Source organism: Eubacterium ramulus (assembly GCF_045002895.1).
In the GTDB taxonomy this organism is placed as follows: domain Bacteria; phylum Bacillota; class Clostridia; order Lachnospirales; family Lachnospiraceae; genus Eubacterium_I; species Eubacterium_I ramulus.
This window is the reverse complement of sequence record NZ_CP173382.1, coordinates 247,501-263,334: the sequence shown is the minus strand read 5'-3', so window position 1 is coordinate 263,334 and position 15,834 is coordinate 247,501. Positions and strand designations below refer to the sequence as shown.

The 15,834-nt window shown below is 43.6% G+C and carries 12 protein-coding genes and 1 rRNA gene (1 of these 13 only partly in view); all 13 read right to left on the bottom strand.

Annotation, left to right across the window (positions count from 1 at the left end; translation table 11 throughout):
- Positions 1 to 11: 11 nt before the first annotated feature.
- Positions 12 to 233 (bottom strand): FeoA domain-containing protein, encoded by a 222-nt coding sequence (locus ACIRUQ_RS01315; protein WP_021740426.1) that lies wholly within the window; start codon positions 231 to 233, stop codon positions 12 to 14.
- Positions 234 to 261: 28 nt separating this feature from the next.
- Complete coding sequence (locus ACIRUQ_RS01310) at positions 262 to 474, bottom strand: FeoA family protein (RefSeq protein WP_021740427.1); 213 nt, start codon at positions 472 to 474, stop codon at positions 262 to 264.
- A gap of 427 nt (positions 475 to 901) precedes the next feature.
- A complete protein-coding gene (locus ACIRUQ_RS01305) occupies positions 902 to 3,424 on the bottom strand; it encodes an HD domain-containing phosphohydrolase (RefSeq protein ID WP_055290466.1) in 2,523 nt (840 codons plus the stop codon).
- Between the two features lie 9 nt (positions 3,425 to 3,433).
- Positions 3,434 to 5,053: a GH3 auxin-responsive promoter family protein gene (locus ACIRUQ_RS01300; protein ID WP_021740430.1), complete on the bottom strand. Its 1,620-nt coding sequence runs from the start codon at positions 5,051 to 5,053 to the stop codon at positions 3,434 to 3,436.
- Positions 5,050 to 5,652: a hypothetical protein gene (locus ACIRUQ_RS01295; protein WP_021740431.1), complete on the bottom strand. Its 603-nt coding sequence runs from the start codon at positions 5,650 to 5,652 to the stop codon at positions 5,050 to 5,052. Before ACIRUQ_RS01295 ends, ACIRUQ_RS01300 begins: the two co-directional genes overlap by 4 nt.
- A 274-nt stretch (positions 5,653 to 5,926) precedes the next feature.
- The gene (locus ACIRUQ_RS01290; protein ID WP_022036134.1) at positions 5,927 to 6,529 is read right to left on the bottom strand and encodes a TIGR04100 family radical SAM protein; all 603 of its coding nucleotides are present in this window, start codon (positions 6,527 to 6,529) and stop codon (positions 5,927 to 5,929) included.
- A gap of 120 nt (positions 6,530 to 6,649) precedes the next feature.
- The gene (locus tag ACIRUQ_RS01285) at positions 6,650 to 7,486 is read right to left on the bottom strand and encodes a pyridoxamine kinase (RefSeq protein ID WP_055290496.1); all 837 of its coding nucleotides are present in this window, start codon (positions 7,484 to 7,486) and stop codon (positions 6,650 to 6,652) included.
- Between the two features lie 119 nt (positions 7,487 to 7,605).
- Positions 7,606 to 8,070, bottom strand: coding sequence for a small multi-drug export protein (locus ACIRUQ_RS01280; protein WP_022036136.1), 465 nt, complete (start codon positions 8,068 to 8,070; stop codon positions 7,606 to 7,608).
- A gap of 224 nt (positions 8,071 to 8,294) precedes the next feature.
- Positions 8,295 to 9,788: a TrkH family potassium uptake protein gene (locus ACIRUQ_RS01275; RefSeq protein ID WP_022036137.1), complete on the bottom strand. Its 1,494-nt coding sequence runs from the start codon at positions 9,786 to 9,788 to the stop codon at positions 8,295 to 8,297.
- A gap of 16 nt (positions 9,789 to 9,804) precedes the next feature.
- A complete protein-coding gene (gene trkA, locus ACIRUQ_RS01270; protein WP_242853618.1) occupies positions 9,805 to 11,151 on the bottom strand; it encodes a Trk system potassium transporter TrkA in 1,347 nt (448 codons plus the stop codon).
- A gap of 346 nt (positions 11,152 to 11,497) precedes the next feature.
- Complete coding sequence (locus ACIRUQ_RS01265) at positions 11,498 to 12,379, bottom strand: DMT family transporter (RefSeq protein ID WP_022036138.1); 882 nt, start codon at positions 12,377 to 12,379, stop codon at positions 11,498 to 11,500.
- Between the two features lie 24 nt (positions 12,380 to 12,403).
- Complete coding sequence (locus ACIRUQ_RS01260; RefSeq protein ID WP_022036139.1) at positions 12,404 to 12,952, bottom strand: prolyl-tRNA synthetase associated domain-containing protein; 549 nt, start codon at positions 12,950 to 12,952, stop codon at positions 12,404 to 12,406.
- Positions 12,953 to 13,351: 399 nt separating this feature from the next.
- Positions 13,352 to 15,834, bottom strand: a 23S ribosomal RNA gene (locus tag ACIRUQ_RS01255); it runs 411 nt beyond the window's last position.

Below are 15,834 nucleotides of genomic sequence, written 5' to 3'. Positions count from 1 at the left end.
CAAAAAAATTTTTACTCTACTTCAATCATCTCTGCATCAGCTTTACGAACACTCAGTTCGTAACCGCGGACGTTCAATTCGATTGGATCACCAAGTGGTGCAACCTTACGAACTTTGATCTGTACTCCTTTTGTGATTCCCATGTCCATGATACGACGTTTGATCGGGCCTTCACCATGCAGACGTTTTACAACTACTACATCATCAACTTTTGCGTCTTTTAATGTTTTCATAAAACTCTTCCTTTCTTGTCTTCTATGCTTAAACCATAATTCTGGTTGCCATACTTCGATCCAGCGCAATCCGGCTGTCCTTTACCTGAAGGATGATGTTTCCTCCCAGTTCACTGACAACTGTCACAGATTCATCCACTACCAGTCCCAGTTCAGCAAGATGCTGACGTATAGAATCTTTTCCGGTAATTTTCCTGATCACTACTGTTTCTCCACTTTTCGCCATCGCTAAAGGCATCATCACATATCCCTCCTGTGTCAGTAGATTTGATTCTCTTTGGTATTAGTAAAACATAACAACATACATAGCTATGTATCTTTAGAAGCATTCACCATATAATAATCAAAACCACTTTTATTAACATCGATTAATTACAGGTGTACATGGCTATATATCATTAGTATATAGCAATCTTTACTACTCGTGGCTACATTTTATTAGTAGATAACAATTTATGCTACTTGTGGCTACATTTTGTTAGATTTTCCTAACATCAGCATACGAAGTTTACCACCGCTAACGTTCATTGTCAACCCCTTTTTGGAAAAAGTTATCAAAAAGATTAAAGAAAAGATTTGAAAAGAAAAAAATATTGCGATCATGGAATGGATTTTGCTGTATTCCTTCCAGATCACAATATTTTTATCCGAAATTCTATCTTTGATTTTTACTGTAATTCTTCTGATTCTACCAAAGTAATCGTACCATTGTCCAGACACTCCACAAACTTGTAAACCAGATCCGGATCAAACTGCTTTCCGGCGTCTAAAAGGAGCTTTTCTCTCGCCACCTCCAGCGGAAATGCCTTCTTGTAGCATCGTCTGGATGTCATAGCGTCAAAAGAATCTGCCACGCATAAAATACGCGCCGTCAGTGGAATATCTTCGCCTGCGATTCGCCTTGGATATCCTTTTCCATCATACCTCTCATGATGACCGATGACCGCAGGGATAACATAATCCAGCGACGGAAGATGGCGGATAATGTCAATGGATGCTTCCACATGCCCTTTGATGACCTCATATTCCTCATCTGTCAGACGTCCCGGTTTATTCAATATATATTCCGGAATTCCGATTTTTCCAACGTCATGAAGCAAAGCTGCCTGGCGGATGATCTCGATCATATCCTCATTCATGCCAAGTGCTGCTGCCAGAGCGGTCGCATAATAGAGCACGTTATTAGAATGACTGAACGTATAATGATCTTTCACATCGATGGCTGCAGTCAATGCATAAATCGTCGTTTCATATTCCCGGTAAATATGTGCACGGTCTTTGGTATACCCCTGCTGGTTCGTATTGCGGAACATCGTATCAAACACCTGGATTCCGTTCTTTCCGCTATGCTTCACATGGTAAACAGCAAGATCCACATTCTCCATCAATTCCTTGACAGTTCTGGCTGCATATGGTGCTGCACTGATTCCGGCACTGACTGTCACCGCCTTCAGCTTCATATCCGTCCGTCGGTTATTCATCACAAAAATCTGCTTTGCGATCGACTCTACCAGATTTCTGGCTGAAAACAGATCATATTTTGGAAGCAGGACTGCAAATTCTTTTCCTCCGTGGCGGGCTATATATCCACTGTCACCCACACTGCTGCGAATGATCGCGGCAATATGCTGCAGGCAAACATCTCCTTCCTTGATTCCGTACAACTGATTATATAACTTAAAGTCATCCACATTAATGATGGCAAGTGCCAGGGAAGAATCTTTATTTTTTTCAAACTCTTCATTCAAAACTTCATAAAAATACTTCCGGTTCAACAGTCCGGTCATTTCATCCGTCCGTGCCTCAATGCAGGCTTTTTCATACATTCTCGCATTTTTAATAGCAATGGACGCTACGGATGTAACAGAAGCGATCAACTGCGCCTCATCATACACAAGCCCCTTTTTTGAAGAAGGTGATGTGATCAGAAGCACTCCCGCCAGACAATCCCCGTCTTTTAATCCCGCACAATAGCGAATACGCTTTTTATCCAACTGATGCTTTTCGCTTTCCCACATGGATTTGTATTCCACTGTATAACGAAATTCCCGGTAGATCAGTGGCTCCTCATGAACTGACAGCCACTGAATCATCGGATTTTCCTCCTCCAGAGAAAAAGCCAGGTCGTTTAATGGCTGATCACTGGCAAATCCGCGATAAGGCTGACCCGGTGCATCCTGCATACAGATATAGATATTTCCCACATCCATCAATTCTTTCAACACATGAATGGTTTCATTCAGAATTTTCTGCAGATCCAATGTCTTAGAAATTGCTGAACTAAATTCTTTGATTTTTTCCGCTTGATGAATTTCTTCCTTTACAAACACATTTCTCACCAATAATTTCCATAAGAATGTAAACAGTGCATAAATAACAAGAAATGCCACTGCAAATACAAGTGCATATATTGTCATATTTGTATCCATCTGCAAATGAAGCATTTTCTGCAGATATGGAACAACATTAAAAAATACAATCACAGAAAACAGGAATCCGACGCCATAGCATAAGCTGGAAGAGGCCAGCATCTGCAACTGAAATAATCGTCTGCGGGTCAGCGCATAAAATAATAGAAATACATTAACGACACCACTCAGAACATCGATCGGAAATCCGGAAAGCAACGGCAGACTGATCAGAACGTTTCCGGCAAAAAGTACCACAACGCCAATCATTACCGGATCATATTGTGCTTTCATATTCGGATTTGCTTTGCAGATATGCACCAGGATTACAAACAAGTGTAACAGAAAGGCTCCAACAAGAAAGAATAATACCAGAATCGTCGGTTTAATATCGTATACAAAGGTTGGTGTTCCATTTTTTTCCACCAATTCCGGGCACGCCAGAAAAAAACCATTCCATATATTTGCCACGAGACAGGTCAGGATGACTGCCAGATAGAGTTTACCTACCATACCTTCCCTGACACCGCCAAAAGCCAGAATAAAACGGTAATATGCGTACGGAAGCAGTAAGATTCCAAATAACGAAACCTGATACCAGAATGCGTACTGCGGCCAAAGCTGCGCACGCATAAAGGCAGAACCACCGGTCCATAAGAGCAGTCCGGTCAACACTACCAGAAAACTGTTTACAATTTTATTTCTCTTTGCTGCCAGAAACATCAGCAACATAAATGCATAGCACACCATGGCTATAATTGAAATATATCCGTAGGTTCCCATATATCCCTCTTATCTCACTCTGTTCATACTCGCCTGCACCTCAAGAAGCCCCATAAGATCATAGTGCGAAGGGCTCATATGGTACAGTTTTTTTCCTGTCCGTTTCTCATAAGTTTCAAATGTTCCGCAAGTAAGAATCGTCACCTGCAGAGGATCCATTCCCAGAATCTTTTTCAGATCACGGTAATCCTGATCAATATATTTAAAATAGGTACTGAGCAGATCTTTCAGAATTGTTGCACTCATAGCATTGTTCAGCAGTGCATCACGCTCCAGTTCCACGTACATGTGCAGATATGGCCGGTTCTGCTCATTATATTCCTTCGTTGCCACCCAGTTTGTGATTGGAAGTTTGGAAAGACCAATGACATTTTGGATTCCATTTTCCGAAATTCGAGTAAATCCGGCGATGTCAATGATCCAGGGCACACGATCCACATATTCAAACCGTGGGATCCGCGTCTCATCTTCCCGGTTTTCCAGTCCAACGCAACGGTACATATCACCACAGCGATATCGTGCAAACGCTCCGCCTTTCAAAATGGTAAATACCAGTTCATATTTTTCCCCCGGCCGCACTTCATCCATGAGATATGTCGGCGGAATATAGGACGGATCCGCATGATTTTTCAGCATATCTTCCTCTGTAATAAACTCATAAAATGCGTTATCCGGAAAGAAATACATGCCTTTACGCGTCCATGTCTCTGTTCCCATCATAGAAGGCTCCGTACCGGCAAACAACTCCATCGGCCGGATTCCCCAGAGTTCTTCCAGATCATCCTTATAACACAGATTGTCTGTGCCGGCTACCATAAACCCTTTCAGATGGAACAGATCCTTTGGCAGCAGCTGCCGCTGTTCTTTCTTGCACCGGTATTTTGCTTTCAAAAGCCGTATGATCATCTGCGGTTTACATTTTAGCAAGCTGGACAACTTTATTCCACCACCGGAACTGGTCAGAGATGAGAGACTCAGACTGACTGCATAAGCAACGCTTCCCAGACCGAAGAAAAATCCCAGATCCTTTTGCATCGCCATCTTAAATCCGAGTTTGTTCCGCTCACTGAAACTCATATTCACGGCGTCTTTGATCGCCGGTAAAAACTCAATATCGATTTCTTCTCCCAATGCCAGCGGAAACAATCCCGTAGCATAGGGCAACGGTGCCAGCGCATATAAAAATTTATCCGTAGAAGCCACATCAAAAGAACCTTTTTCACGGCTTGTAGACAAAATCAGGCAGGCCATAACATTATTTCGATAGGTATCCAGCATGCTTCTGGTATACGGTGCTACCTTGATCGGGTGCTTGCCACCCTCCCAGGTCGTCTGGATCCAGATTACAGGATTTCCCGGGAGCATATCCGGCTGCTTGGTCAACAGAATATCCGCATAATCTTCATACTCTGTCAACGGTACCATTTTCCGGAATTCCTCCAGATTTTTCGGATGCTTTCCCTTCAGAATGGACTGCCCCAGTCCGCAGTTGCTCCAGAGCTGGATCTGCTCTTCCATCAACCGCCGCTGAATCTTCATGTATCCTTCCATGGACAGATCCAGGAATCCGCAATACTGCTGCCAGATTTCATTATATTGATGTTTTTTCAATTTTTCTTTTAGACTCATAGGTTGTCCGCTCCAGATTGATTGCTACGTTTTCTTATACTTTTCATACACACCCGGATGCTTTTTCCATTCGGAATTAAAAACGGCGTACTTTGTTGATATTCCCTGTAATTAAAAAATGTCCGTGGAAATGTCCACAGATCCTGAAAAATGATATACAGATAATTCCAGAAAATCATAAGTCCAAAATAGATTCCCGGTCTCCATCCGCCCAGCATTCCCCACATGCATAAAAAGGCACCTGCAAACCACAATACACCCGGATGACGGCACAGACCGTACACTCCTTCTGTGTATGCAGCACGCAGTTTATTTTCTTCACAATAGGTTTCTTCAAAGGGAAGGGCAAAAAACAAGGTATATATAAGCAGACCAAGAAAAAACAATGCTCCGATTCCAAATCCGATCACTGCTTCCACGCTCCGATGACCTTGTCCCCACGCAGAACAGAACTCTGCTACGACAGACGCCACGACAAGAATACTCCCCCATGCAAAAAATTTCTGCAAACATACATTCTTACTTAAAACACTGTTGATATCATATACAAAATACAGGACAAATCCTGCAGTTCCCAAAATCAGCTGCCACATCTTCATTCTCCTGCTTCCTGCTATAAAAATCCACAAAAAAAATATCTATGTATACATCATTCAAGAATGCCCTCGGCATTCTTGTTGCGAAATGCACATCATGCCATGCATGACATATTCTTCTGTGCATCTCTGCAAGTCTACACTGCCTTGAACAGGCAACCTAAATTATAATAAAGTTCTAGCTAAAATGCAAGGAAAAAAACACCGCCGGTCGGCCGACCGGCGGTATCATTATTCTTTTATTATCTTTTTTCGATAATATGTATTTTTTAATGTTTTAGTCTTCCCATGGACGGATGCGGTAAACAGCTCCGACTTCCTCACAAATTTTACTGCACTGTGCTTCTTCTTCTTTTGTGATCGTGGTAGCTACCGTAGTCATGACAACTTTAGGAACATGCTGCGTACACTTTTTGGCAAAACTGATCATTGCATCAAAAGACTGATCTCCGAATTTGCTGCGCACCAGTTCATGATAACGCTCTGCATTCGGTGTATTCAGGCTGATGGATACTGTATCGATCAAACCTTCAAATTCCGGTGTAATATCGCGGTTCCAGATCAGGTTTCCCATACCATTCGTATTGATACGCACTGGTTTTGAGAATGTCTCTTTTACATAGGCTGCCACTTTCAACAGTACAGGCAATGCCTCTGTCGGCTCACCGAATCCACAAAATACGACTTCCTCAAATTCATTCATATCAAACTTTGCAAATTCTGCGATTACTTCCTCTGCAGAAGGCTCACGCTCCAGCCACAGACTGTGAGCTTCCCCCACATGATCCATCGTCTGACGCAGGCAGAATGTACAGGCACATGGACATTTGTTTGTCAGGTTTACATATAACCCATGATGTACTTTGTATAAAATTTCCATTTTTCATTCCTTCTTTCTATTTATAATCCACTCTTTTTAATATTAATATAAGTTCTCCTTCACGCACTTTCGATGACTCTGCTTACCAGATATCTTTTTTAAGTAAATCATAAAGCAACATTATCTCGCCAGACTTCCAAGATGCTCCTCGAAGCAGACACCGTCCGTCAGCGGAATCTCCCGCTCGATGGAACTTAAAATGCACTTTTTGATAAATCCGGATGCCTTCTTTACAGACTCTTCAAAAGACACTCCGTTCACCGCATCTGCTGCCAGTATTGCCGAAAAAATATCCCCGGTTCCGGATCGGGAGGTACCAATTCTATGAGTGCGCAGTACCTTGCATTCCTTTTCTTTCTCATAACAGAGATTTGCCACAAAACTGCCCTGTGGAATTCCGGTGATCACTACTTTTCCCGGACCCATCCGGCTTAAAACTTCTGCCATCTGTTCAATCTCTGCCACCCGCCATTTTTCCTTATAAGGTGTGTCTGTCAGAATGCATGCCTCCGTCAGATTCGGTGTCAGAATGTCTGCATAATGCACCAGTTTTTTCATTTCCAGACACATTTCCATAGTATAAGTCGGATACGGCTTTCCATAATCTCCCATAACCGGATCGATCAATACGATCGTCCCCTCTCCGCCAAACTCCTGAAGGAAATCTCCTACAATCCCAATTTGTGCCTCTGATCCAAGAAATCCGGTACAGATTCCATTAAAATGCAGATCCAGTTTCCGCCATTCTGCAATATACGGACGCATTTTATTGGTATAGTCTTCAAAAAAATAGCTGTCAAACCCTGTATGATTGGAAAAAATCGATGTTGGTACCGGACAGCACTGTATCTTCATTGCTGATATGATTGGCAGTGAAACTGCAATCGAGCATCGTCCAAAGCCTGAAAAATCATTTATCACAGCAATCTTCTTCTGATTGTTATGTGAAACTATCATAAAACTTTCCATTCCCCATCTTTCTCTTACGTTTCTTATACATAACAAAAAAACTGACCTTTTTCAAGAGCCAGTTTTTTTCGTTATATCCATGCCAGTTTCTATACCACTCTGCACATTTACAATCGTGAAATCAAATGAATAACGCCTGAACTTGCCAGCATCACGATCATCCCCGCCACAGCATTTCCGCACATTACACAAAAAATGGTAATGCCCGGTCTCATGTTCAGCACCCCGGCAATGATGCTTCCGGTCCATGTTCCGGTTCCCGGAATCGGCACTGCCACATAGGCAAAAATTGCCAGTGGACCGTACTTGTGAATTTTATCTTTATTCTTCGTCACTATTTTATCGATCCATCCGATAAACCGTTTTAAAAATCCATGCTTTTTACATTCCACATAAAACCAATGTGTAAAAAAAGCCAGGAAACAAACCACAAAAAAACTCCCGCATAATGCCATCAGATACGCCTGCCACGGTGCAAGCTGCAGTGCCATACCAAAAGGAATGGCACCTTTTACCTCGACGGCCGGAATCATTGCTACGAAAAATGTATAAATCAACTTTGGAAAAATCACCTATTCTACCTCCAGACAATCTTTGTCGTACATTCAACTGCAGTTCACACGCGCAATTCACAAAACGCCCCTCAGGCTTCTGTGTAACTTTTCTACTGTTTTTGCTCATTTACACGCTTCACCTGCTATAAGTTAAGTTGTACCAAGATTTTCGTCCTCTGTAAATAGGATTCAGAAATTCTTAAAATTTATTCAAAAATCAACAAGAATATCGTTCTGTTTGATTATGATACGGATATATTCGTTCTGCTATTCTTTTTCCGTTTGATCCGGCGCTTCAAAAGTCCACGCCAACTCGGTGGATACAAAAGGATCAGTACCGGGAATATTTCCAAACGTCCTGCCAGCATATCAAAAATGTACACACATTTACTGAAAGTTGACGCAGCACCGAAATTGCAGGCCGGTCCGTATTTTGCAAGACCCGGTCCGATATTGTTAAAAGTGCCAAGCACGGAAGAAAATCCACTGACCAGATCGGTTCCATCTATGCACACCAGAAACGTAGACAATATAACAAGAAGCATATATGCCGTAAAATATACGTTGATACCACGGATTGCCTCTTCATCTACCGTCTTTCCATCCATCTTGATCTTTTTTATACTCTTCGGAAACAGATAGGAATTTAATTCCCGCAGAGCTGATTTCACGGATAACAGGAATCGGCTGACTTTCATACCGCCGCCGGTACTTCCGGCACAAGCGCCGATCATCATCAGAAACAGCATGACATATCTTGACAGAGAAGGCCACTGGTCAAAATCCACGGTCATGAAACCGGTAGTTGTAATGATCGAGCCAACCTGGAACGATGTGTTTCTGAGATTTTCCATCACATTACCGACCCAGCCATATGTATTTGTCATAATGATCAGGATTGCTGCCACAATAACGCCGAAATATGCCCAGACTTCTTCCATGTGAAAAAGCTGTTTCCATTTTCGCAGTAACAAAAAATAAAAGGCATTAAAATTAACACCAAACAAAATCATAAAGATTGTTACAATCCACTGAATGTAGGGGGAACAACTTGCCAGACTGTCGTTTCGAATGCCAAAACCTCCGGTTCCTGCCGTAGAAAATGCAGTCGTCAGTGATTCAAATACCGACATTTTCCCACACACCAGTAACACAAAAAGAATCACTGTCATTCCAAGGTAGATCACATATAAAATTCTTGCTGTATGCATCATTCTTGGCACCAGTTTTCCGACCGCCGGTCCCGGACTTTCTGCACGCAGCAGATTCATGTTGGAACCACCTGTCATCTGAATAACCGCAAGTAAAAATACAAGTACTCCCATACCTCCGATCCAATGTGTAAAACTACGCCAGAACAACATACAATAAGACAGACTTTCCACATCACTCAAAATCGTGGATCCCGTTGTCGTAAATCCGGACACAGTTTCAAACAATGCATCTGTAAAAGACGGAATTTCCCCACTCAGGAAAAATGGCAGACAGCCGATCACACTCATGATAAACCAGCTCATTGCCGTGGCGATACAACCCTCTCTCATGTAAAACACATTACTTTCCGGTTTTTTATGCGTAACAACTGCTCCAAATACCAGTGCACAGACTGCCACGATGGCAAACCACACGCCATTGTGTTCCCGATAGATCAATGCCACCAGAACCGGAATCAGCATAAAAAGCCCTTCCAACTTCATAATCCAGCCCAATATATAGGCTATCATCGACTTATTCATCTAATGTGACCTCCACCTACCGTAAAATATCTTCTATATCATGAAATCCGGTATTTGTTGTAACAATAATTACCGTGTCTCCCCCCTGGATTTTATCATTTCCACCCGGGATAATGATTTTTCCATCACGATTGATACATGCTACCAGGAGATTTTTTTTCAGTTTCAGCTGTGCCAGCGGCAGATTAACAATCGGAGACTGATCACCCACAACAAACTCAATCGCTTCCACACGTTCATCAAACAGATGGATCATGGTTTCGATATTGTTATTCATTGTCGCTGTCTTGGAACGTACAAAAGCAATGATTGCCTCAGATGTAATATATTTTGGGTATACCACACTGCCCAGATCCAACTGATCGATCACTCCGGTATACGTGATACGATTGATCTTGGTAACAACCTTGGCATTGGATACTTCCTTTGCATACAAAGTCAGCATGATATTTTCCTCGTCGATTCCGGTCAGTGGAACAAGAGACTCTGTCGTTGTAATACCAATCTCATTAAGCAGTTCCTCGCTGGTACCGTCTCCGTTTACGATAATTGCCTGCGGAAGCAACACACTCAGCTCCTCACAGCGTTCTTTCTTATTTTCAACAATCTGTACAGAAATTCCGAGTTCGATCAGACGTTTTGCCAGATAATAAGCCGCACGCCCCCCACCTACGATGATACAGCTTTTTGCCTGATGTGTCTGAAATCCGTTTTTCTTCAAAAATTTTCGTCCGTCGCGCACCGGCGCAATAAAACTGATGACATCTCCGGCTGCCAGTTCAAAATCACCACCCGGAATGTATACTTTTCCGCTTCGCTCAACAGCACAGATCAGAACTGCTCCGGAAAGTTCCTTCACCAGATCTGCGATTTTCTTTCCTGTCAGTACGTTTCCCTGCGGCAGTTTGATACGAACCATTTCCGCATGACCTCTGGCAAAAGGGGCTACCTCCAATGCCGTCGGCATATATAAAATACGAGAAATTGCATTTGCAGCTTCCTGCTCCGGATTGATCATCATGGCCAGTCCGAGTTTTTCCTTCAGATATGCTTTTTCCTCACTATAATCCGGCGTACGCACTCTGGCAATGACCTCGCAGTGTCCGGAACGTTTTGCAACCAGACAGCAAAGCAGATTCAACTCATCTGAATCTGTCACCGAAATCAGGATATCTGTGTTTTCAATTCCTGCTTCCTTTAATACAGTAAAGCTTGCTCCGTTGCCAACTACCCCATATACATCATGCATATGGGTCACACTCTGCAGACGGGCAGCATTTTTGTCAACGACAGAAATGTCATGCCCCTCTTTACTGAGACGGTCTACCAAAGTCATACCAACTTTTCCACACCCAACAATCATAATGTTTAATCCCCCACTGTGAGGATTCTTTTTTCCCTTTTGAAACATAATACCCCCTCTTCATCTTATGTGAATTACGAATTATTTTTTCCCATGCTCAAACATTTATACTATATCTATAGCGAAAAAGCAAGGGAAACGCCACATTTACAAAAAAAAGAACAGCCGGTCGATCAGCTGCTCTTTCAAGAGAAGGTATTTTTTACTATGGGGGTAGCAAAAAACTATATAATGTATTGGGGGTTTTTACAGTTATTATAATAGCAAAACCTTCCGTGTAAGTGTGCACAAACTTGTTTTTCTATTTCAATATTTTTTGTTCAATCCTCACATTACTTTTTTGTAACTAACTCTTTGCCAGTATAAAAACTGTCGCAATGATGAATCCAAAACCAATAATATCCATTGGAAGGAACACAGTATCCAGAAAAACAGCTGAGCATACCGTTGCCATCAGCGGCTCCACACAACCAAGCATATTTCCGCGAGCCGGACCAACCAGACTGGTTCCCTTCAGAAACATAGTAAACGCCAACACCGTACCAACCATTACGATCAGCACCGTAATTACCACCGTTGTAAGATCGAGCTTCACAGATATTTTCCAAACCCGCATGATAAAGAAAAATGCGATTCCTCCGGTCAACATACCGATTCCGGTTGGGATGATGCTTCCCCAGTCTGCCAGAAGCTGCTGTGGTATTAAAATGTAGAGTGTTGCTGCCACTGCAGCCAAAAATCCCCAGAATAATCCTTGCTTAGATATATATAATGAAGTAAAACTTCCATGCGTCGCTACTAAAAATGTACCTACGAGACAGGAAACGATTGCAATATTTTCCCGCAAAACAGGTAATTTTCTCTTTCGCAGACAGACAATCAGCAAAACAAAGATTGCCGATAGATACTGTAGCACGGTTGCTGTTCCCGCATTTGTTTTCGCTATGGCTGTCAAATATGCGTACTGCGTAAACATCAAACCGCCTATTCCAAATACGATACAATGCAATACCGCATTCGGCGTTTTCAAAAACAGTTTCACATTCGGGCGATATCGCCAAAACATGAACAGACACAAAACCAGACCCGCCCCAAGCAGTCTGATATCTGTTAAAAGTCTGGTATCCATTCCTTTGAACGTACACAGATATTCTCCACACGTTCCGGAAATTCCCCAACATGCACCGCCAATAATTGTATAAATCACACCTTTTTTATACTGGTTCATAATATTGCTTTCTCCTAAAGTAATTTATTCATTCCTATCTCCAAGATGTACTGCGATATAGTCATGATGCACTGCATTCAGGTATGTAGTAAAAACATCTCTTGTCCGCAATTTCAGACTGGATGTATTGATACATGGATGGCATCCAAGGTATTCTCCCTCCAGTACATCCGCATCCACCAGAAGTTGCACCTGATTTTCTGTATCATTCATCAGACCCATTACACTGACAGAACCAGGGGTAATATCCAGAAATTTCTCCATATATTCCTCCGGAGCAAAAGACAGGCGTGCACTCTGGATCTGTGCAGACAATTCTTTTGTCTTAAACGCCTTATCTCCCGGCATCATGAGAAGATAAAATTTTGTTTTCTGACGATTACATAAAAACAAATTTTTACAGATGACAGCATCAAGAATTCGATCTACTTCCTCACAATCCTCCATAGTCTGTGCTACTTCATGATCTATCCGCCAATATTCAATGTCAAGTTCATCCAGAAGATCATATACACGGACCTCTTTTTTCAGACGTTCTTTCACATTCAATGGTCTTCCTTTTACTATTTCCATTCAAAACTCCTTCTTTCCTGTCTTTTATGCATGTGTTTATTTTTTCTTTATACTTTTAATATGATTCTTTTAGAATTGATTCTGTTTCTTTTAGAATTTTGACATATTTTGCTCACATTTATTGAGTATCATAATACTTGTCAAAAGGAAATCTACTTTATTTTTGATAAACATTTTCATAACTCAATCTCCCTATGTGGAAAACAGCAGTCGCATGGCTGCTGTTTTTCTGTGTCTGCAATGTAGTTATTATCTACTTCTTTACCATGCTAAAATAATTTCATACATATCAAAAAGGATGTTCCTGACCAGGAACACCCATTTTGATTATATTTATTTATATACCTTCAAAACTTCATACAGGTGAGATCTTAGCTTCTTTTATTCAATCTCGTGTTCTTGGTCAAGCCCTCAAACGATTAGTAACAGTCAGCTCCATGTGTTGCCACACTTCCACCTCTGCCCTATCTACCTCGTACTCTTCAAGGGTTTTTACTCCTTTATAAGGATGGGATATCTCATCTTGGGGGGGACTTCACGCTTAGATGCCTTCAGCGTTTATTCCTTCCGGACTTGGCTACCCGGCGATGCCATTGGCATGACAGCCGGTACACCAGTGGTCCGTCCAGCCCGGTCCTCTCGTACTAAGGCCAGCTCCCCTCAGATATCCTACGCCCGCGCCGGATAGGGACCGAACTGTCTCACGACGTTCTGAACCCAGCTCGCGTACCGCTTTAATGGGCGAACAGCCCAACCCTTGGGACCTGCTACAGCCCCAGGATGCGATGAGCCGACATCGAGGTGCCAAACCACTCCGTCGATGTGAACTCTTGGGAGTGATAAGCCTGTTATCCCCAGGGTAGCTTTTATCCGTTGAGCGATGGCAATCCCACTTTATGCCACCGGATCACTAAGTCCTACTTTCGTACCTGCTCCACCCGTCGGTGTCGCAGTCAGCCTCCCTTCTGCCTTTGCACTCTTCTAATGGTTTCCGACCATTATGAGGGAAACTTTGAGCGCCTCCGATACCCTTTCGGAGGCGACCGCCCCAGTCAAACTCCCCGCCTGGCATTGTCCCACCGCCGGATCACGGCGGCTGGTTAGAAACCCGATATTGCAAGGGTGGTATCCCAACAGCGCCTCCTCAGAGACTGGCGTCCCTGATTCATAAGCTCCCACCTATCCTGTACATGCAATACCAAGCTCCAGTACCAAACTGGAGTAAAGCTCCATGGGGTCTTTCCGTCCTGGCGCGGGTAACCAGCATCTTCACTGGTACTTCAATTTCACCGGGTGCATTGTCGAGACAGCGCTCAAATCATTACGCCTTTCGTGCGGGTCGGAACTTACCCGACAAGGAATTTCGCTACCTTAGGACCGTTATAGTTACGGCCGCCGTTTACTGGGGCTTGGATTCAAAGCTTCGCCGAAGCTAACCTCTCCTCTTAACCTTCCAGCACCGGGCAGGCGTCAGCCCATATACATCACCTTACGGTTTCGCATAGACCTGTGTTTTTGCTAAACAGTTGCTTGAGCCTATTCTCTGCGGCCCACTTGCGTGGGCACCCCTTCTCCCGAAGTTACGGGGTCATTTTGCCGAGTTCCTTGACAATGCTTCTCCCGCCGGCCTTAGGATTCTCTCCTCATCCACCTGTGTCGGTTTACGGTACGGGCGCATGGCAAACAATAGCGGCTTTTCTCGACAGGAGAGGGCACATGCTTCACTACTTTAGTTCGCTCCACATCACGGCTTCGTCTCATGCACAGCGGATTTGCCTGCTGTGCGACTACCCCGTTTGTACCGGACTTTCCATTTCCGGCCCATGTTTCCCTCCCGTGTCCCCACAGTTCTGTTACCATGCGGTACAGGAATATCAACCTGTTGTCCATCGGCTACGCTTTTCAGCCTCACCTTAGGTCCCGACTTTCCCAGGGCAGATCAGCTTTACCCTGGAGACCTTGGATATTCGGCCACAAGGATTCTCACCTTGTTCTCGCTACTCATTCCGGCATTCTCTCTTCTTAGCACTCCACAGCTCCTTCCGGTACTGCTTCTTCGCGTTAAGAATGCTCCTCTACCAATGACTATGTCATTCCCAAGCTTCGGTGGCATGTTTTAGCCCCGGACATTTTCGGCGCAGGACCTCTCGACTAGTGAGCTGTTACGCACTCTTTGAATGAATGGCTGCTTCTGAGCCAACATCCTAGTTGTCTTAGAGATCCCACATCCTTTTCCACTTAACATGCACTTTGGGACCTTAGCTGCGGGTCTGGGCTCTTTCCCTTTTGACTATCCAACTTATCTCGTATAGTCTGACTCCCGTTCATCATCTGTATGGCATTCGGAGTTTGATATCCCTTAGTAAGCTTTGACGCCCCCTTGGGAATTCAGTGCTCTACCTCCACCAGACTAAAACGAGGCTAGCCCTAAAGCTATTTCGAGGAGAACCAGCTATCTCCGGGTTCGATTGGAATTTCTCCGCTATCCACACCTCATCGCCACCCTTTTCAACGGATGTGCGTTCGGTCCTCCATTGCCTTTTACGGCAACTTCAACCTGGACATGGATAGGTCACCCGGTTTCGGGTCTGCACACACTGACTATCTCGCCCTCTTAAGGCTTGGTTTCCCTGCGGCTCCGGGACTTTATCCCTTAACCTTGCCAGTATGCACAACTCGCCGGACCGTTCTACAAAAAGTACGCCGTCGGGCATATAAAGCCCTCCGACAGTTTGTAAACACAGGGTTTCAGGTTCTCTTTCACTCCCCTCCCGGGGTCCTTTTCACCTTTCCTTCACAGTACTATGCGCTATCGGTCACTAAGTAGTATTTAGCCTTACGGGGTGGTCCCCGCTCCTTCCATCAAGGTTCCACGTGTCTCG